Source organism: Rosettibacter primus (assembly GCF_036860675.1).
Lineage (GTDB): Bacteria > Bacteroidota > Ignavibacteria > Ignavibacteriales > Melioribacteraceae > Rosettibacter > Rosettibacter primus.
In genome coordinates this window covers 151,827-171,694 of record NZ_JAYKGK010000003.1, presented here as the reverse complement: position 1 = coordinate 171,694, position 19,868 = coordinate 151,827, and the positions used below count along the sequence as shown (strand labels likewise).

The 19,868-nt window shown below is 31.4% G+C and carries 16 protein-coding genes; 9 read left to right on the top strand and 7 right to left on the bottom strand.

The features are described from left to right. The first annotated feature begins 68 nt into the window (after positions 1 to 68). Genes VJY32_RS05530 through VJY32_RS05520 form a run of 3 tightly spaced genes read left to right on the top strand, consistent with a single transcriptional unit; the run spans position 69 to position 5,644 of the window. Positions 69 to 1,403 carry a TolC family protein gene (locus VJY32_RS05530; protein WP_353676900.1) on the top strand — a complete coding sequence of 445 codons (1,335 nt, stop codon included), beginning with the start codon at positions 69 to 71 and terminating at the stop codon, positions 1,401 to 1,403. A gap of 12 nt (positions 1,404 to 1,415) precedes the next feature. After that, complete coding sequence (locus VJY32_RS05525; protein WP_353676899.1) at positions 1,416 to 2,516, top strand: efflux RND transporter periplasmic adaptor subunit; 1,101 nt, start codon at positions 1,416 to 1,418, stop codon at positions 2,514 to 2,516. A 14-nt stretch (positions 2,517 to 2,530) separates the two neighbouring features. Next, complete coding sequence (locus VJY32_RS05520; protein ID WP_353676898.1) at positions 2,531 to 5,644, top strand: efflux RND transporter permease subunit; 3,114 nt, start codon at positions 2,531 to 2,533, stop codon at positions 5,642 to 5,644. Between the two features lie 123 nt (positions 5,645 to 5,767). On the opposite strand, the gene VJY32_RS05515 is transcribed toward VJY32_RS05520, so the two are convergent. From VJY32_RS05515 to VJY32_RS05500, 4 genes are all read right to left on the bottom strand, one after another. Further along, positions 5,768 to 7,111, bottom strand: coding sequence for a uridine kinase family protein (locus tag VJY32_RS05515; protein WP_353676897.1), 1,344 nt, complete (start codon positions 7,109 to 7,111; stop codon positions 5,768 to 5,770). A 70-nt stretch (positions 7,112 to 7,181) separates the two neighbouring features. Continuing rightward, positions 7,182 to 7,826: a SagB/ThcOx family dehydrogenase gene (locus VJY32_RS05510; RefSeq protein ID WP_353676896.1), complete on the bottom strand. Its 645-nt coding sequence runs from the start codon at positions 7,824 to 7,826 to the stop codon at positions 7,182 to 7,184. Between the two features lie 22 nt (positions 7,827 to 7,848). After that, positions 7,849 to 9,075, bottom strand: coding sequence for a lipase family protein (locus VJY32_RS05505; RefSeq protein ID WP_353676895.1), 1,227 nt, complete (start codon positions 9,073 to 9,075; stop codon positions 7,849 to 7,851). Between the two features lie 16 nt (positions 9,076 to 9,091). Further along, positions 9,092 to 9,853 (bottom strand): SDR family NAD(P)-dependent oxidoreductase, encoded by a 762-nt coding sequence (locus VJY32_RS05500; RefSeq protein ID WP_353676894.1) that lies wholly within the window; start codon positions 9,851 to 9,853, stop codon positions 9,092 to 9,094. 140 nt (positions 9,854 to 9,993) lie between these two features. On the opposite strand from VJY32_RS05500, the gene VJY32_RS05495 reads away from it, so the two are divergent. Genes VJY32_RS05495 through VJY32_RS05470 form a run of 6 tightly spaced genes read left to right on the top strand, consistent with a single transcriptional unit; the run spans position 9,994 to position 15,286 of the window. Continuing rightward, entirely contained in the window at positions 9,994 to 10,557 is a 564-nt protein-coding gene (locus tag VJY32_RS05495; protein WP_353676893.1) for a DUF3109 family protein, read from the top strand. 3 nt (positions 10,558 to 10,560) lie between these two features. Next, on the top strand, positions 10,561 to 12,036 hold the full coding sequence (gene rpoN / locus VJY32_RS05490; protein WP_353676892.1) for an RNA polymerase factor sigma-54: 1,476 nt from the start codon (positions 10,561 to 10,563) through the stop codon (positions 12,034 to 12,036). Then, entirely contained in the window at positions 12,033 to 12,656 is a 624-nt protein-coding gene (locus tag VJY32_RS05485) for a methyltransferase family protein (protein WP_353676891.1), read from the top strand. Before rpoN ends, VJY32_RS05485 begins: the two co-directional genes overlap by 4 nt. A 33-nt stretch (positions 12,657 to 12,689) precedes the next feature. Further along, positions 12,690 to 13,223 carry an ATP-dependent protease subunit HslV gene (gene hslV, locus VJY32_RS05480; protein WP_353676890.1) on the top strand — a complete coding sequence of 178 codons (534 nt, stop codon included), beginning with the start codon at positions 12,690 to 12,692 and terminating at the stop codon, positions 13,221 to 13,223. A gap of 19 nt (positions 13,224 to 13,242) precedes the next feature. Beyond that, positions 13,243 to 14,607, top strand: a complete 1,365-nt coding sequence (gene hslU / locus VJY32_RS05475; RefSeq protein ID WP_353676889.1) for an ATP-dependent protease ATPase subunit HslU — start codon at positions 13,243 to 13,245, stop codon at positions 14,605 to 14,607. 22 nt (positions 14,608 to 14,629) lie between these two features. Continuing rightward, positions 14,630 to 15,286, top strand: a complete 657-nt coding sequence (locus tag VJY32_RS05470; RefSeq protein ID WP_353676888.1) for an HAD family acid phosphatase — start codon at positions 14,630 to 14,632, stop codon at positions 15,284 to 15,286. Between the two features lie 162 nt (positions 15,287 to 15,448). Here VJY32_RS05470 and uvrB read toward each other — a convergent pair whose 3' ends face one another. The 3 genes from uvrB to VJY32_RS05455 all read right to left on the bottom strand — a co-directional run bounded on the left by uvrB (position 15,449) and on the right by VJY32_RS05455 (position 19,767). Further along, positions 15,449 to 17,464, bottom strand: a complete 2,016-nt coding sequence (gene uvrB, locus VJY32_RS05465) for an excinuclease ABC subunit UvrB (RefSeq protein WP_353676887.1) — start codon at positions 17,462 to 17,464, stop codon at positions 15,449 to 15,451. Positions 17,465 to 17,592: 128 nt separating this feature from the next. Beyond that, the gene (locus VJY32_RS05460; protein ID WP_353676886.1) at positions 17,593 to 19,173 is read right to left on the bottom strand and encodes an N-acetylmuramoyl-L-alanine amidase; all 1,581 of its coding nucleotides are present in this window, start codon (positions 19,171 to 19,173) and stop codon (positions 17,593 to 17,595) included. A gap of 6 nt (positions 19,174 to 19,179) precedes the next feature. Further along, complete coding sequence (locus VJY32_RS05455; RefSeq protein ID WP_353676885.1) at positions 19,180 to 19,767, bottom strand: methyltransferase family protein; 588 nt, start codon at positions 19,765 to 19,767, stop codon at positions 19,180 to 19,182. Positions 19,768 to 19,868: the final 101 nt, after the last annotated feature.

The following is a 19,868-nucleotide window of genomic DNA, read 5'->3' as shown; positions in this document are numbered from 1 at the left end:
GTAAAAGTTCGTCTATTGTATCAAGTTTTTTAAAAATAATTTTAAATGGAACTATAAGGATATCAATTATGCTTCGAAGTAAATTATTTATAGTGATTTTTCTTTTTTCTTTTATCTTATATGGTCAAACGGATAAAAGAATAATTTATTTATCCTGGAAAAATGTTGTTGATATTTCTTTGAAAGAAAATCTTTCACTTAAAGCAAAATCGCTCGATTATGATGTTCAGAATTTAGAAACATGGAAATCACTTTCATACTTTCTGCCAACTTTATCATATCAGGGGATTGCACAAAAAAATATTGAACTTCCAGTTTTTGTTTTTATGGGTCAAAGATTTGTGGTAGGAACCCCATACAATTTCCAGCACTCATTTAATCTTACACTTCCAATTTTTACAGGTGGAAGCAGATGGTATAATTACAATATTCAAAAAAGCATTAGAAAATCTCTAAAAGAAGAACTCGAGGGAAAAGAAGAAGAAACAGTTTTAGGTTCAATGCAGGCTTATTATGCAATTATCCTTGCAGATGAAATCTGCAAAACTGCAGAAGAAGCAGTCAAAGTTGCAAAACAGAATTTGGAACAGGTTGAAAAATTTTATAATGCAGGAACTGCAACAGAATTAGATTTGCAGCGAGCAAAAGCTCAATATTCATCAACACTTCCAGTTTATGAATCCGCACTTTCAAATAAAAAAATGGCTCTTCAAAGATTGAAAAGCCTGTTAAATATCCCGCTTACTGATTCTTTAATTGTGGTTGATACTCTCGATAAAAAAGATTTTCTGAAAGATTATGAAAATATTTCGCTTGAAGAATTAAAAGTCATCTCAAAGGAAAATAGAAACGACGTCAAATCACTGTTATATCAGAAAGATGCAGCAAAAGAGGGAGAAAAAATTGCACTTGGTAATTTTATGCCTACTGTAGCATTGACAGCAAGTGTAGACCATGCGGCACCAATGGAAAATTCAAAAGTTACATGGAGTGACTACATCAGGTCAAAGTCGTTAACTCTTGCTGTATCATGGAATTTATTTGAAGGAGGGAAAAAAATTCTTGATTATCAAATTGCAAAAATTAAATCAGAGCAGATGAATTTATATTTATCACAAATGCAGTATGCAGTTGATTTAGATGTTGAACAGTGTTATTACAGTTTTAAAGAAGCTTCTAAAAATTTGCAGAGTCTTAAAGATGCACTTGAACAATACAAAGAAAGTCTTCGTATATCAAATTTGCTTTATTCCCAGGGAATGGTCAATCAGCTTGATGTATTAAATGCTCAATTGCTCTATACAAAAAGTAAAAGTGATTATCTTCAGGGAATTTATAATTACAATATAAGTCAACTTAATTTATTAAAATCAATCGGTTTATTAGACAAAATCTGGAAATAATTTGAGGATAAAATGAACAAGAAAATAATTCTATTAATTTTATTAACAATTATAATTGGTTGCTCAAAAAAGGAAGATAATAATGTTGATAAACCTGTTCCTGTAAAAATTTATAAAGTGAGATTAGAATCAATATCGAAATATGTTCATACAACAGGAACTATCTCTGCTGAAGAGGATGTGATTGTTTACAGTAAAGCAGCAGAAAGGGTAGAAAAGATATTTGTTAAACCTGGAATGTCTGTTTCAAAAGATCAAATCATTGCACAATTGAAAAATGATGTTCAAAAGCAGGGATTGGAAATTGCAAATTCTGCATTGAAGACTGCAGAAGTTCAGGCAAAATTGGCAATGCAGGATTTCGAAAGAATGCAAAAATTGTTTTCTGAGAAAGCAATAAGTCAACAGCAGTTTGATCAAATTAAAGCAGCAAAAGAATCCGCAGAAAATTCACTCAATCAGGCAAAAGCAGCTTACGAACAGGCAAAAGAACAATTTGAGAATACTTTTATAAAAGCTCCTTTTGATGGTTATGTTGCAGCACTTTATGTTGAAGAGAATCAAATGATAAATATGGGACAGCCAGTTGCTCAGGTTATTTCTCCTTCAAAAATGAAATCGAAAGTTTATATAACAGGGAAGGATATTCAGTTAATAAAAACAGGTCAAAATGTTCGTATAAAATTTCCGTCAATTATGAATACAGAATTCGATGGTAAAGTAGTGAAGATGAATACTTCCATTGACCAGTTGTCAAAAGCTCTGGAAGTTGAAATTTCTATTTTGTCGAATGATAGCAGATTAAAATCAGGAATGTTTGGTGAATTTTTAATTGAAGTAGAAAGTCATCCGAACACAATTGTAGTTCCAGAATTTGCTTTGTTAACACAAACAGAAGTAAAGATTGACAGAGAAACAGGCTTGCAAACTCCAGTAAAAAAATATTTTTTATTTGTAATTAATAACGGCAAAGCAAAATTAAAAGAAGTAAAAACAGGAATTTTGAATGATGGTCAAATCGAAATAACAGATGGTTTGAATGTTGGAGATACAGTTATAGTTGTTGGTCAAAATATTGTAAAAGAAGATCAAAAAGTTAAAGTAATTGAATAAGGGAACATTTTGCCATGATACTAACAAAATTTTCTTTAAGAAGGCAGATAACTCTTTTAATGATTTATGGAGTTATAATTTTATTCAGCATTTTTTCTTTTTCACAATTGAAGATTGACTTTTTTCCAGATATTACATTTCCAATTGCTGGGGTTGTAACAAACTATCCTGGTGTTGGTCCTGAAGATATTGAAAACTTAATAACAAGACCAGTAGAAGAAGCAGTTTCTTCAGTTAAAAATATTGAAAAAGTTTCATCGCAATCATTTAAAGGTTCCTCAATTGTTACACTTGAATTTAAATATGGAACCGACATGCAGAAGGCTGAAAATGATATTCGTAAGAACCTTGATTACATAAGAGACTATCTTCCAGCAGATGCATCTGAACCAATTGTTTTTGTTTTTGACCCATCAATGATGCCAATAAGCTATATCAGCATAAGTTCACCATATCTTGGTCCCGCTGAACTAAGAAAATTATCTGAAGAAAAAATTGAACCATTGCTCGAAAGAGTTGAAGGAGTAGCTTCTGTTCAAACTATGGGCGGATTACAAAGACAAATTAATGTGAACATAAATCCAGTTTTGCTTGCATCTTATGATTTATCTCCAAACGATATATCACAGGCTATTCAATACGGCAGTGGTTTATTGCCTTCAGGAACAATTGAAACAACAAATAAAAGCTATAATCTAAGAGTCTTCAGTGAATATACTTCTCTTGAACAAATCAAGAAAACGATTATAACTTATAGAAATGGTATTCCTGTTTATGTGAAAGATGTGGCAGATGTTGAAGATGGATATAAAGAAAACGCAAATGAGGTAAGAGCCGATTTTGGTGAAGGTGTAATGATAATGATTATGAAACAGTCAGATGCAAATACTGTAATTACAAGCCGCAGAGTTAAAGAAGCAATTCCTGATATAATTTCAAGATTGCCTCAGGGAACTAAATTTAGTGTTATCTGGGATCAAGCTGATTTTATAATGAGGTCAATTACAAATTTGCGTAACTCTGCTTTGATTGCATTTGTTTTGGCATTTGTTGTTATTTATTTCTTCCTGAGAAATTTACGTGGCAGTATTATTATGGGAATTTCAATTCCCTTGTCTATTATTACCACATTTGCAGTAATGTACTTAGCCAATGTAACATTAAATATTATATCAATGGCTGGGCTTGCACTTGCAGTTGGAATGCTTGTTGACAATTCAATTGTTGTTCTGGAAAATATTTATCGACATAGAGAACTTGGTGAAAACAAATTTGATGCATCTGATATTGGTACAACAGAAGTGGGAATGGCAATTACTGCTTCAACTTTAACTACAATAAGTGTTTTTGTTCCTGTTCTGTTTGTTCCAAATATAACAGGTCAATTATTTAAGGATATGGTTCTTACTATTACTTTCAGTCTTGCCGTATCTTTACTAGTTGCGCTAACAATTGTTCCAATGATGTCAGCTAACTTATTGAAATTTGATTCAACTAAGAAAAACAGCAAATTGTCAAAATTGAAAGATAAATTTGGCAACTGGATTATTAAACTAACAGCAAGATACAGTAAAATTCTGCATTGGTCTTTGTATCATAAAAAAGTTGTGTTATTAACAGTTACTATATTATTTATACTTTCAATAATTTTGGCAGCTTTTCTTGGAGGCGAATTTTTACCAAAAACAGACCAGGCACTTATTAATGTATTATTAGAATCTCCTGCTGGAACTCCAATTGAGAAAACAAGACTTTATGCTTACAAAATTGAAGATATTGTGAAAGAAGTTGTTGAACCAAAAGATTTGGAATCAATCTCAATTTTTTATGGGACACGAGAGGGTATTGGCGCATATGGAACAACTTCAAGCACAATTGAATTGTTTGTAAAATTAACCCCTCGTGAACAAAGAAAAGTTACACAGTTCGAGATTCAGGATAGATTAAGAAAAAAATTTGATGAAATCCCCGGAATAACATATACATTTCAGGAAGGAGGTTCTTTTACTACAGAGAAGGATATAGAAGTTAAAGTTATTGGTTTTGACATTAATGGAGCAAAAGCAATTGCTAATGAATTAAAATCGAAAATGGAAAAAATAAATGGTCTGGTAGATATTTCACTTAATACAAAAGAAACAACTCCAGAAATTCAGGTTCATTTAAATAAAGATATGTTGAACCATTACAATTTATCAACACTTCAGGTAGCAATGAACATTTCAACAGCAATTCAGGGAAGAGTTGCTTCGCAGTATCGTGAAAAAGGTGATGAGTATGATATTTATGTTCAATTTGCAAGAGAATACAGAAAATCTAAAGCTGCACTTGAAGAACTTGATATTGCATTGCCAACCGGAGGAAGAATTAAATTAAAAGATGTTGCAGAAATTAGTGAAGAACAATCGACTCCAACAATTTTTAGAGAAAATCAAAGCAGATTTGTTTCTGTAGGTTGCGGTTTATCAGGGATTGATTTATCAACAGCTGTGAATCAAATCAAAAAAATAATTTCTGAAACTCCAATTCCATCTGATTATCAAGTTATAATTGGCGGAACAGCAGAAGACCAGCAGGAAGCTTTCTTTTATCTTACTTTAGCATTTATAGCTGCTGTTCTTTTAGTTTATATGATAATGGCATCTCAGTTTGAATCTCTAATAGACCCATTGATAATAATGTTTACAGTTCCTCTTTCAATTATTGGAGTATTCTTCTTCCTTGCATTAACTGGAACTCCATTAAGTGTTATGGCATTAGTTGGAGTTGTTATGTTAGTTGGAATAGCGGTTAATAATGGAATTGTGCTGGTAGATTATATCAATCAACAAAGAAGAAAAGGAATGGAATTATATGAAGCAGTAGAATTCAGCTGCAAAGCAAGAATGAGGCCGGTCTTAATGACCGCATTAACAACAATTCTTGGAATGGTTCCTCTTGCAATTGAATTAGGTTCTGGTTCTGAAACATGGTCCCCATTAGCAAAAGCAGTAATTGGCGGCTTGATTGCAACTACACTGCTTACACTTATTGTAATTCCAACTCTTTATGTTGTTTTTGAACATGCAGGCGAAAATGTTAAAAATTATTTCAGGAAAAGAAGATTGGCAAGAGAACAGGTTTTATAAACCAAAAGTATAGAAAATTGTTTTTCCCCTGAAGCAGGAATTTACTATTAAGTCTAAATTCCTGTTTCTCAGGGGAATCATATTTTGAATTGTAAGCAATCTTTTATGAAAATATTTTTTGGCTTAATGATACTTTAATATACTTCCCCCAATAAATTCTCGAAGAACTGAATCACCAGGTATTGGTGAATCATCATCAACGGGTTCAACAGATTCAAGCATTTTTCTTACACGTGAGGCTCGTTCGTATGCATCTTCTCTCAATGGGTCGCCTTCGTATTTCTTTTCCCATTCTCTAAAATGTTCTAATAATTTTGGACGATAAAGCGGAACTTCATAAGGCATTGCTGTATTAATAATGTAATCTGCAGTATTACAGTAAGGTAAAATATTTCTTTTTTCAGAAGAACGGACATAATGCCAGTGTAATAAAGTTTGCTCGGGGTTGTATGCACGATGGACTGAATCTCTTAACATTCTGCGGATTAATCGTAAATCTGTCCACCTGATATATTTTCCATCTGGCATTTTCATCTGAAGAAGTGGTTCGAGATAAAGTTTGAATTTTTGTTCTAATGGGATTTCTTTACTGAATTCAGGAAATAATCCGTGCAAGCTGTCAATTAGTAATACTTCGTCTTTTCCTATTTTCAAGGGAGTTCTGTCTAAATATCTTTTCCCTTCTTTGAAATCATAGTAAGGAATTTTTACTTCTTCTCCGTTAGCTAATTTTTTTAAGTGTTCATTTATCAGTTCAAGGTCTAATGCTTGAGGGGTTTCGAAATCATAATCACCAAATTCATCTTTGGGATGTAGTTCTAAATCGAAGAAGTAATTATCAACAATTAATGGGACAAACTTCATCCCCATTTTATTTAATCTTTGCTCAAGTTTTAATGTTGTAGTAGTTTTACCAGAAGAAGATGGACCGCTTACCATAACCATTTTTAATTCTTTGCTGCGTTCTTTAATTAATTCTGCAGCAGTATCAAGCTGAGTTTCATAAGCAGATTCTGATTCATGAACAATTTGTGGAAATTCTCCTTTTCTGATTCTTTCATTGAGAGCTTCAATTGTGTGAAGATTGTGAGATACAGCCCAGTCAAGTGAATTCCATACTTTAGCCCATGGAATAAATTCAGAAGGTTTTGATAAATGCCGTGATTCTGCTCTTCTTCTTCGAGCTGCTTCTTCTCTATATAATATAAATTCTTTTGCTACCTTGGCATGACCATTTTCAATCAATACTTTTTCAACCATATCCTGAATTTCTTCAACATGTGGTTTATAACCCTCTTCATATTTTTCTTCCATTAAAGCAATAACCTGTTTTGCTAATTCTTCTGCACGTTCTCTGTCGCGTCCACCCACAGCAACTGCTGCTCTGTAAATTACATTTACAATTCTTTCGGGATTGAATGGCACTATTGCTCCACTTCGCTTAATAACATATTTGAACTTCCCCATTTTATAACTCTTTTTTGTTTACAAAAATAATCAACGGAATATGTGTTCTAAAGTAAATGCTTTTTTTATTTTATTGTTTTTTATGATAGCCAACTGTTTGTGCTAAAATTATTTTTTGATTTGAATTCAGTTTCAATGCTTCAGGAAGTTTTTCTTTGTTTACCATTCCTCTTACTACACAAGCTAATCCTTCAGATGCACAATATAAATAAACATTTTGAGCAATGAATCCACAATCTGCTGCTACAAATAATAATTTATCTTCTTCGCTTACACGAGAAACTCTTGAAAAGTCTGCAACATAAACTAAATTGAGTGGAGCAGTTTTAACAAAATCCTGAACTCCACAATATTCTCTTATATCTCCTTTGGTTATAAGTTTTAATTCATTTTCTTTTGCATTGTAAAGATAAGCACCACTTTGAAGCACAACATAAATATCATATTCCTGCCAATTCATTGCAGAGGGAACAGTTCTTTTACCACTTTCAGGACGATTAATACCATAAGCGGCCCACAGCAAATTTGATAAATCTTGAAGTGGTATTTCTTTTGTATCAAAACTTCTTGTAGAGGAACGAAGTTTTAGAGTCTGCATTAATGGTTTACCAATTTCTGTTTGAGGTGTCGGAAGTTTAATTATATCGCTTTCCTGAGCTCTTAAAAATGAAAAACATATAAATAGAATAATTATTGAGATTAAAATTCTTTTCATAATTACCCCCTTAATTTTATTGTTATTCATAAATATTTATAAGTGTTTTTTTAGAGGCAATCATTTTTTTAACTCTGAAGCTTTCAAACCAGTCAATTGCACCTACGATGGATGGAATTGCTGAACTTAAATGAGTCCCGTTTTTGATAGTAATAAGTTCAACATTTGCACCATGTGAGTTAAAATAATTTTGTGCAATTAGTGAATTTTCGTAAGGCACAAATTCATCTGCATCGCCGTGAAATAATTTTGTTGGAGATACAGGAACAAAGTTTATCAAACTATTTTCTTTCAATGCAGCTGTAAAATCTTTTTCACTTCCATTGAGAAATGAATTTAAGAATTTTTGATTGAATAATTTTGATAAATCATTTGTAAGTTCAGCATTAATTTCAGAAGCAGTTTTTGTCCCATCGAATAATAATGGAATTTTTTCTGCATAAGGAGAATTGAATATTGAATCAATTTTATTCCATCCATAAATGTCGTTGTAAGCTACAATTAAGAAGGCAAGAAAAGAAGGTTGTTCGTAAAATTTGTTTTTTAAAATTAGCTGTGAAGTTAAATAGAGGTCATAAGCACCAGCCATTGGAGCAGACGCAGTAATGTTAATTTCATTTCTATAGTTTTTTTCAATTTCTCTTTGAGCAGCAAGAGTTACATATCCACCTTCGGAATAACCAATTAAAAAAACCTGACCATTTAACTTGATACCAAGATTTTGTGCGGTTAGTCTTGATACTCTAATAAAATCAATAACTGCATCTGCAGAAGATTTTGCGTGATGATAAGGATGAATCATATTTGATTCGCCAAGTCCAAGGTAATCAGGAACAATTGTAAAATAACCGGCCGATGCACCTGCAAATCCTTCAATTACATAATACGGATTTACTGAACCCACATTATTTCTTTTTGTTTGAGTTCCATGATGAACACTTAAAAGTGATAAATTATCAATTCCCTTTGGAATAAAAACTGCGCCAGAAGCTTTTACAATTATGCCCTGTGGATTTAATGTGGTATAAACGATTTTATAAACATCAACATCATAAATAAATTTGTTTTTTAATGATTCATCAATATTAAATTCTTTAATGAGTGATTTCAGATGGTCTGCTTTTACACTGCTTAAAAATTCGTAACTGATTAAATCAGCTCGTTGATTGAAAACAGGTTCAACAGGGGAATCATATTCACATGAAATTAAAAAGATAAGAAGCAAAAAGAAGAGAATTAAATTTTTCAAATAATTTATCATGGCTTTACTTTTCATTAAAATGTGACATAAGAAATTCATATAAACCTGATGGCATGCATCCAATCAATCTTGATGAAATTACAGTAGGGAAAGGAAATTGAATAATTCGTTTTTCTTTTTTAATGCCATTTAGAATAATATCAGCAGCTTTTTCTGCAGACATTAAAAATGGCATCTTAAATTCATTCTTGTCTGTCATTGGTGTTTTAACAAAACCGGGCTTGATTGTTATAACCTTTATTCCATAGGGTTTTAATTCTACTCTTAAACCTTCAAGAAAAATTGTAGCAGCTGCTTTGCTTGCGCAGTAAAAACTACTTTTAGAATATCCTCGATTGTCAGCAAGGCTCGAAACCCCTGCAATAACTCCTTTCCCTCTTTTTAAAAAATCTGGGATTAAATTTTCAATCCAATAAACCAAACCAAAGAAATTTACTCCAAAAGTTTCCTTAGCATATTCTGAATTAAAATTTTCAATATTCATTCTATAGCCCACACCGGCATTTAGTATTGCTAAGTCAATATTTCCAATATCATTTTTAATTTTTTTATAAGTGTTTTCAACTTCTTCTTTATTGCTAACATCGCACTTAAATGAAAATATCTCTGCATAATGGTTTTGTTCTTCTTTGAATTTTTCGAGTATGTCCAATCTTCTTGCACATAGAATTAACTTGCATTTTTCTTTTGATAACTTTTCGGTTAATGCTTTTCCTATTCCGGAAGAAGCTCCTGTTAAAAGAATTGTTGAACCTGTAAATTCCATAAGCCGGAAATTTTTAATGTAAATTTATCTTTTAGTTTTGAATTACACTAATAAGTAGTTGCATCGAGAATACGATTTTTTCTATATTTTTTTAAAGAGAGAACAAAAATTCGTATCTTTTGAAAAACTAATAAAGAAATATGGATATAGATTTTATAGAAGTAGAAAATGTTATGGTAAACTCAGAAATCTGGGAAACCAATTTTGAGTGCGATTTATCTAAATGCAAAGGTGCATGCTGCACTATGGAAAGCCGCTATGGTGCACCATTAAAAGAAGAAGAAGTAGAAATAATTAATAAATTACTTCCAATCATTAAAGAATATTTACCCAATGAACATAAAAAAGAAATTGAAAAGAATGGTTTCTGGTTCAAAGTTCATGATGAAATAATGACAAGAAGCGTTAACGACCGTGCCTGTGTGTTTGTAACTTATGAAGGCGATATTGCAAAGTGTGCAATTGAAAAAGCTTATAATGATAGAAAGATTGATTTTATAAAACCTATTTCCTGTCATTTATTTCCTATAAGAGTTTCAAATTTTGGAGGGCATGTTTTAAGGTTTGAAAAGTATTCTGAATGCCAGAGTGCACTTGAAAAAGGAAATAAAACATCAACAACAATTTTTAATTTTTGTAGAAATGCACTTGAACGGGCATTCGGAAAAGATTGGGTTTTGAAAACAAAAAAGGTAATTGGGTAAACTATGTTATCGTTACAACAAAAAATAGCATTACAACAAAAACTTTCACCACAGCAAATTCAATATCAAAAATTACTTCAATTAAATACATTAGCATTAGAACAGAGGATTAAAACTGAACTCGAGTTGAACCCGATACTCGAAGAAACAATGGAAGAAGAAATATCGCTGGAGCAACTCGAAGAAGAAACAGATGAGCAGGATGAAGTTACAATTGATGAAGAAGAGGAAGAAACTTATAGCAGCAAAGAAGATGAATTTGATTTAGAAGATTTTATGAACGATGCTGAATATGAGTATGAATTTGACAGATTGAACAGAAGTCAGGAAGAAGAAAAATTTTATCCAGTAGCACCGCAAAGGAAATCATTAAGGGATAGTTTAATTGACCAGCTTCACATGCTCGATTTAACTGAAGAGGAAATGATACTTGGAGAAAATATTATTGGTGCACTTGATAAAGATGGTTACTTCAAAGAAGATCTTGAGAAATTTGTTAATGATTTAAAATTATTTGAAGGGATTGATGTTGATGTTAAAAAAGCAGAAAAGATCTTAAGCTTAATTCAAACACTTGACCCCCCAGGACTTGGGGCAAGGAACCTTCAGGAATGTCTCTTAGTTCAAATAAGAAATTCATCTTTTGACCCGTATTATTCATATATCGCAGAAAAAATTCTTGAAAAACATTTTGATGATTTTGTAAATAAAAGATTTGATAATATTCAAAAAAATCTTAATCTGTCAAAAGAAACTCTTAAAACTGCAATTAGCATTATTCAAAAATTAAATCCCAAACCAGGCGAAGGAAATATTGATGCAGAAGAAGTAAATCAAATTACTCCTGATTTTATTATTGAAAAAGTTGATGATAATTATATAGTTACACTCAACGATAAAAGTGTGCCTTCAGTTACGATTAGTAAAACTTACCTAGAAATGCTTGAATCTAACAAAAGAAAAAGAAAAATTTCTGAAAGAGAGAAAGAAACTCACAAATTTTTACGCGAGAAATTTGAATCTGCTAAATGGTTTATTGCATCATTGCAGCAGAGAAGGCATACACTCTTGAAAATCATGCAAACAATTCTTGAAAAACAATATGAATTTTTTGAAAATGGTCCCAAGTATTTGAAACCAATGATTTATAAAGATATTGCAGATGAGATTGGAATGGATATTTCTACAATAAGCCGCGTTGTAAATGGAAAGTATGTTCAAAGTCCTCAAGGAATTCATGAGTTAAAATATTTCTTCAGCGAAGGACTTGCTACTGACAGCGGAGATGAAATTTCAAATAAGCATATAAAAGAACTGATTAAAGAAATATGCGAAAATGAACCAAAGGATAATCCATACAGTGATGATAAGATTGCAAGTATACTTCAGGAGAAAGGAATTCATATTGCAAGGAGAACAGTTGCAAAATATCGTGAACAATTGAAAATTCCTATTGCCCGTCTGCGTAGAAAATTATGATTATCGACATTATCTTAATTGTTCTTTTATTTTCAACTTTTGCTTTTTCTCATTCTTTTCTTGCTTCGAGGAAGGTTAAGAATAAGCTAATTAACAACATAGGAGAAAAAATTGCATTCTATCGATTATTCTACAATTTTACTTCTGTAATTTTGTTTCTTGTTTTCTATATCCTTTCTCCTAAACCCGACATATTAATTTATGACTTACATTATCCTTATGATATTGTTACTTTTACAGCTCAGATAATTTCTTTTGGAGGATTAATATGGTCATTAAAAGGAATTGATTTGAAAGAATTTGCGGGAATTTCGCAAATTGTAAGATTTATGAAAGGTCAATATCAAATCGAAGATGCAGATGCAAGAGAAACTTTCAGGATTAGAGGAGCAGGTAAATATGTTCGTCATCCAGTTTATTTTTTTTCAATTTTGTTTTTAGGATTAAGACCATCAATGGATTTATTTTATTTTGTTACTTTCATTTGCATTGTAATTTATTTTTATATTGGTTCAAATTATGAAGAAAAGAAATTAGTGGAAAAATATGGAATAACTTACCTGAAATATCAAAAGCAGGTTCCGAGACTTTTTCCATATAAGATATTTTTCAAAAAATAATGAATGAAAATTAAAAATTTTCGGGAGACATAAATGAAAGTTCGTTCAACAACAATAATTGGAGTAATAAAAGATGGTAAAGCTGCACTAGGAGGAGATGGTCAGGTAACACTTGGCAATACAGTAATGAAACATAATTCTGTAAAGATTAGAAAATTATTGAATGGTAAAGTATTATGCGGTTTTGCCGGTTCTACTGCCGATGCATTTACACTTCTCGAAAGATTCGAAGAAAAACTCGAAGCCTACAGCGGAAATGTTAACAGAGCAGTAGTTGAATTAGCAAAAGATTGGAGAACTGATAAATATTTAAGAAGACTTGAAGCAATGCTTGCAGTTTTATCTCAAGAAAAAGCATTTATTGTTTCAGGCACTGGAGATGTAATTGAACCTGAAGATAATATTGTTGCAATTGGCAGCGGCGGAATGTATGCGCTTGCAGCTGCAAAAATGTTAAAAAAGTATAGCAACTTATCTGCAAAGGAAATTGTAGAAGAGGCACTTAAAACAGCAGCAGAAATTTGTATTTATACAAACGACAGAATTACTATCGAAGTTATTGAATAAAAAGTTCCGGAGAAATTTTATGAACAACAACTTAATGAAACAACTTACACCATCACAAATAGTTAAAGAACTGGATAAATATATTATTGGACAGGATGAAGCTAAAAGAGCTGTTGCAATTGCATTGAGGAACAGATGGCGTCGTCAAAGAGTTGAGGAAAGCATTAAAGAAGAAATAATGCCAAATAATATTATTTTGATTGGACCTACAGGGGTTGGAAAAACAGAAATTGCAAGAAGACTTGCAAAATTAGCAGGTGCACCGTTCGTAAAAGTTGAAGCTTCAAAATATACAGAAGTTGGTTATGTTGGACGGGATGTTGAATCAATGATTCGTGATTTAACAGAAATTGCAGTTAATATGGTTCGTTCGGAAAAAACTCTCGAAGTTAAGGAAAAAGCAGAGAGGATGGCAGAAGAAAAAATTCTCGATTATTTAATTCCACCTGTAAGAAAGTCTGTTAAAGTAGAAGATGAAAATGTAGAAAGCGAAGAAGTACGGAATGAAAGAACAAGAGAGTGGATGAGAGAAAAGTTGCGCAATGGAGAACTTGATGAAAGAATGATAGAATTTGATGTTTCAACTCCAGCTTTTGGAATGCAGGTTCTTGGTCCAATGGGGATGGATGATATTACAATGAATCTTCAGGATATGTTGAGCAGCATGATTCCAAAAAAGAAAAAGAAAAGAAAAACTACAATAAAAGAAGCACGACAAATTCTTGCACAGGAAGAAGCAGAAAAATTAATTGATATGGAAGCAGTTCAGAGAGAAGCAATTCAACGAGTTCAGGAATCCGGAATTGTATTCATTGATGAAATAGATAAAATTGCAGGAAGCAAAAGTACCCAGGGGCCCGATGTTTCCCGCGAAGGTGTTCAAAGAGATTTGCTACCAATTGTTGAAGGTTCCACTGTAAATACTAAATATGGACCTGTAAGAACAGAACACATATTGTTCATTGCATCAGGAGCTTTTCATGTATCCAAACCATCAGATTTAATTCCAGAACTTCAAGGCAGATTTCCAATTCGAGTTGAACTGAAAAGTTTAACAGAAGAAGATTTTGTTAAAATTCTTACATTGCCGGAAAATGCTCTTCTAAAGCAATATGCTGCATTGCTTCAAACAGAAGGAGTTCAAATTGAATTTACAGATGAAGCTATAAAAGAAATTGCAAGAACTGCAGCACTTGTGAACGAACAGGTTGAAAATATCGGGGCAAGAAGACTGCATACAATTTTAACAACATTATTGGAAGATATTTTATTTGATGTGCCAGACAAAATGCCAGAGTCAACTATTAAAATAACTGGAGAAATGGTTAAACAGAAATTAGATAAAATTGTAAAGAACAGAGACCTTAGTAAGTATATCCTTTAATTCTTTTTATAAGAGGATGAATATGCAAATAAATAAATTGGTTCATCTACCACTCATTTTATTTTTATTTATTTCCTGTAATTCATCTGACCCTGCAATAAAAATTGTTAATCTTGATGCCGCCAAAAATGCTGTTCAAAATTATTATGAATCGGGACTTTATGATTATGAATGTTCTAAAATAATTGATAAGGCTATAAATTATATAAATAAAATCAGGATAAATGAAAATTCTGCGGTTGTCTTTGATATTGATGAAACGGCACTTTCTAATTATGAACATACAAAATCACTCGGTTTTGGATTTGTAATGAATTTATGGAACAACTGGATTAAAGAAGCAAAAGCAAAAGCAATTAAAGAAACAAAAAGATTTTATGATTATCTAATTTCAAAAAATGTTCATGTAATTTTTATTTCCGGCAGATACGAAGAAGTAAGAGATGCTACAATAAAAAATCTAATTGAACAGGGTTATACAAAATTTGATACAGTCATAACAAGAACAAAAGAAGAACATAATATTCCAGCTGCAGAATTTAAAGCAAAGAAAAGGGAAGAACTTGTTAAAAAAGGGTATCAAATTATTGCAAATATTGGTGACCAATGGAGTGATTTAGTTGGAGGGAATTCAGGTTACAAAATTAAGCTGCCAAATTATTTGTATTTAATTGATTGACTTCAATTAAATTTTGTTTAATACCATCGACAGAAATTTTAGTTAATAAAACTAAATTTTATCGTGATTGTCACTTCATTGATAATTTATCTAATGATAGTTTTTGTAATAAGTTTTTTGATGAAATAGAAATAAGAGAATGAATCTTGATGCAAATGGTGATTATTTAATTAATTTTTTGAGTTTTTCAATTTCATCTCTTAAATAGGCAGCTCTTTCGAATTCGAGATCGCGTGCGGCTGCATACATTTCTTCTGTCATCTGTTCAATTAGTTCCTGTCGTTGTTCGTTTGACATGTATTTTATTACTGGTTCAACAACTTTCAACATTGTTGCTTCTTCTCTTTCATAATCTTTTCTTCTTACATCTGCAATAGAAGTTGACGAAAGAATTTCTTCAACACTTTTGTAAATTGTTTTTGGGGTAATTCCATGCATTTCGTTGTATTCTTGTTGAAGTTTTCTTCTTCTGTTTGTTTCTTCTATTGTTTTACGCATCGATTCAGTAATTGTATCGGCATACATAATAACTTTGCCATTAACATTTCGAGCAGTTCTTCCTGCTGTTTGCATAAGTGAACGTTCGCTTCTTAAAAATCCTTCTTTATCTGCATCAAGGATTGCAACAAGAGAAACTTCTGGCAAATCCAGACCTTCACGAAGTAAGTTTACTCCAACCAATACATCAAAATCCCCCATTCGTAAATCACGAATTATCTCAACTCTTTCAAGTGCATCAATATCGCTGTGAATATAACGCACTTTTATATTCAATTTATCAAGGTAGTCAGTTAAATCTTCTGCCATTTTTTTTGTTAATGTTGTAACAAGAACTCTTTCATTTTGTGCAACTCTTTTTCTTATTTCACCTATTAAATCATCAATTTGGCCTTTAACGGGACGTACTTCAATTTCCGGATCAATTAATCCAGTTGGACGAATAATTTGCTCAACATAAGAGCCGCCGCTTTTTTCGAGTTCATAATCTCCTGGTGTTGCACTTACATAAATTACCTGATTAATCATTTCTTCAAATTCTTCGAATTTAAGTGGACGATTATCAAGTGCTGAAGGTAAACGAAATCCATATTCAACGAGAGTTTCTTTTCGAGACCTATCTCCGTTGTACATTCCTCTAATTTGTGGAATTGTCACATGAGATTCATCGATAATCAGAAGATAATCTTTTGGGAAATAATCAAACAAGCAGTATGGACGAGAACCCGGTGGTCTGCCATCGAGATGTCGCGAATAATTTTCAATTCCTGAACAGTAACCAATTTCTCTCATCATCTCAATATCAAATTTCGTTCGTTGTTCGAGTCTTTGTGCTTCGACATACTTTTCTTGAGACCAAAAATATTTTAATCTTTCTTTGAGTTCTTCTTCAATTGATTGAATGGCACGGTTAATTTGGTCTTTAGTAGTAACAAAATATTTTGCGGGATAAATTGGTACGGATTCAACTTCTTTAATTACTTTTCCTGTTAACGAATCAATAATTGATAGTCTTTCAATTTCATCTCCCCAGAATTCGACACGCACAGCTTCTTCATATTGATATGCTGGAATAATTTCAATTACATCTCCGCGTGCTCTAAATGAACCTCTCGAAAATTCAGCATCATTTCTTGTGTAGTAAATATCGATTAAGTCCCTCATTAATTTTTTTCGTTCAATAGTTTGCCCTTTTCTAAGGAATAAAATCTGTCGTGCATATTCGTCAGGTGCTCCTATCCCATAAATGCAGGAAACGCTTGCTACAATTATAACATCTCTTCTTCCTTCAATTAGTGCCGTAGTGGCTTTTAGTCTTAATCTATCTATTTCTTCATTTATTGAGAAATCTTTTTCAATATATAAATCTCTTTTAACAACATAGGCTTCTGGCTGATAATAATCATAGTAACTAATAAAAAATTCAACAGCATTGTTTGGGAAGAAAGATTTGAATTCTGAATACAACTGTGCAGCAAGAGTTTTATTGTGAGAAATTACAAGTGTTGGCTTATTAATTTCTTTGATTACATGAGACATAGTGAAAGTTTTTCCACTGCCGGTTACACCAAGCAGAACCTGATGTTTTAACCCTTTTCTCAATCCTTCTACAAGTTCTTTAATTGCTTTAGGCTGATCACCTGCTGGCTGATAGTTGGAGATTAGTTCAAAGTTTTTCATATTATATTTTTTATAAAAGTGTAAATATTAATATAGAAAATCATAACGAAACATTTGAAAAATCGAAAGTGAAAAATTTTGGACATAACATTTAATAAGAAATCTATTTTTTCAAATTAATTGTAGATTTACTTTTTTTCTTCGTTTTTAGAAAGAATATCAATTTCTCTGTCATAATTTTCTTTGTATTTTACAATTGCATTAAATATTGCTTTTGCAATTTCATTTTGACCTGTATGACTTTTCAAGTAAGCTTCATCTTTTGGATTTGAAAGATAACCTGTTTCGATTAATACCGATGGCATTGATGCCCCTACAAGCACATAGAAACCAGCTTGCTTAATTCCATTTGTGGGAATTTTTACGGTGTTTTTCCATTCTCGATTTAATAAATCCGAAAACATTTCTGAATATCTCATGTATTGCGAATGAGCCATTGTAACAAGAATAAAATTTTCATCTGTTAATTGCTGATATCTCTGTGGATTGTCTTCGTATTTTATTACACTGTTTTCAAACTCAGCAATTTCAATTGCTTCTTTTGTTCTGCCTGGTCTCAAAAGATAAACTTCAAAACCTCTGTTCGAAATATTTTTTTGCGGAGTAGAATTGCAATGAATTGAAATAAAAAGTTTTCCCCCGGCTTCATTGGCAATTTTTCCGCGTTTATATAATTCAATAAATTCATCTGACTTTCTTGTGTAAATTACTTTTACAGAGGGCAAATTTTTTTCAAGTAGTTTACCAAGTTTAAGGGCAATTTGAAGATTTATATCTTTTTCTTTTACTCCTGTTATTCCTATCGCTCCAGGGTCTTTTCCGCCGTGTCCCGCATCAATTACGACTGCATCAAACTGCCATTTTGTTTTGTTGTTGTTTTTTATTCTCTCAATGAAATTTTTATTATGAATTGTAAGAATAATATCATTTGATTCATTATCTTGAAGAATTTCTGTTGTAGAGTAGCCTTCGTTTAACAAAAATTCAAACTGACTATTTTGTGCAGAAGTTATTGTTAATTTGCATTCTTTTATAAGTCCAGCTGGAGCTGCATTTTTAATAATCTCTGGGTTTATATTTGCATTTATAAAAAAAACATACAATACATTGTTATGAATGGAATAACGAGGTAAAATAATTTTCTTTTTTGTCTTGAATCGAATTAATGTTCCATTAATTTTTTCTTCAATAAAAATTTCATTGATGTCATAATTCGAATTTTGTTCCGCATTTCTCCTTAAATCTGTTTGAGGTTGATTATTGTTGGTTCCATCATGAATTAACAATGTTCTTGTGCTAAAGTCAAAAATAAAATTTTTGCCGCTTACAACAGTTAAATATTCTGTCATAAAGTTTATTGGAATGAAAACATCATTATTAATTAAGAGAGTAGATAATGGAAGCTGATAAACTGATTGAGAGTTATTTTCTTTTTTGATTAAAACAATAAAATTACTTTTTGCAGTTAATCTGAGTATATAGTCCTGGAATTTTAATTCTATTTTGTGAGTTTCTGAATTGTAATAAAAATTAACTGATAAGATTTCTGCTAATTCCTTAGAAGAAACAAAGATGTTTCCATTTTTTGAAATATATGAAAGAGATGATTTTTCATTATTAATTTCAACAGAAATTTTTAAAAGTCTTTGAGAATAAATTCCGCAATAAGAAATCAACAAAAAAAAGAATATAAACTTGAACAACTTCATAAAATTTTATCCAATAAATGGAATGAAAAAGCCGCTTTGTTTTTTGTAATTAATAAACTCATCTTTAAAATATTTTTCAAGTAATTTTTCTTCGTAACGAGCTCGCAAAACAAAAAGGGGCAGTTCAACTAATACAACAATTGGAACAATTAAGTAATTAAACAATGCTATTCCTGCTCCAAGGTCACTTAATATTTGACAGAGATATTGGGGATGTCTAATAAGTTTATATAAACCACTTTTGATTAGTTTGTGTTCTTTAAGTATAACTATATCCTGAGTATAATAATTTCCGAGAGATTTGAAAGCAGATACTTGAAGCCACGAAAAAATAATGAATACTATTAATCCAGCAATTCGAATCATTTGAAATTTTTCATCATTTTTAATGGATAGATTTCCTATACCAAAAATTCCAAGAATAATAAGAATTAAAATTAAAGCAGAAATATTTGGCGGTAATTTCTGGAGATATGTGTGAGGTCTTTCAATAACTTTTGTTACAGAGGTTTTTAATCCTTTTTTTGCCCCGCTCCAATTTGCACTTATTGAGGCAATAAGATTTACGATTATTAATAAATTAATTGGGTCCATAATGAAATCAGTTTTTAATTTGAGAAATAAATACCAGTTAAAATTACTTATAAATTATAAATTTCTTTTCGTTTTGAAGAAAATCACATTAAATCGTAATA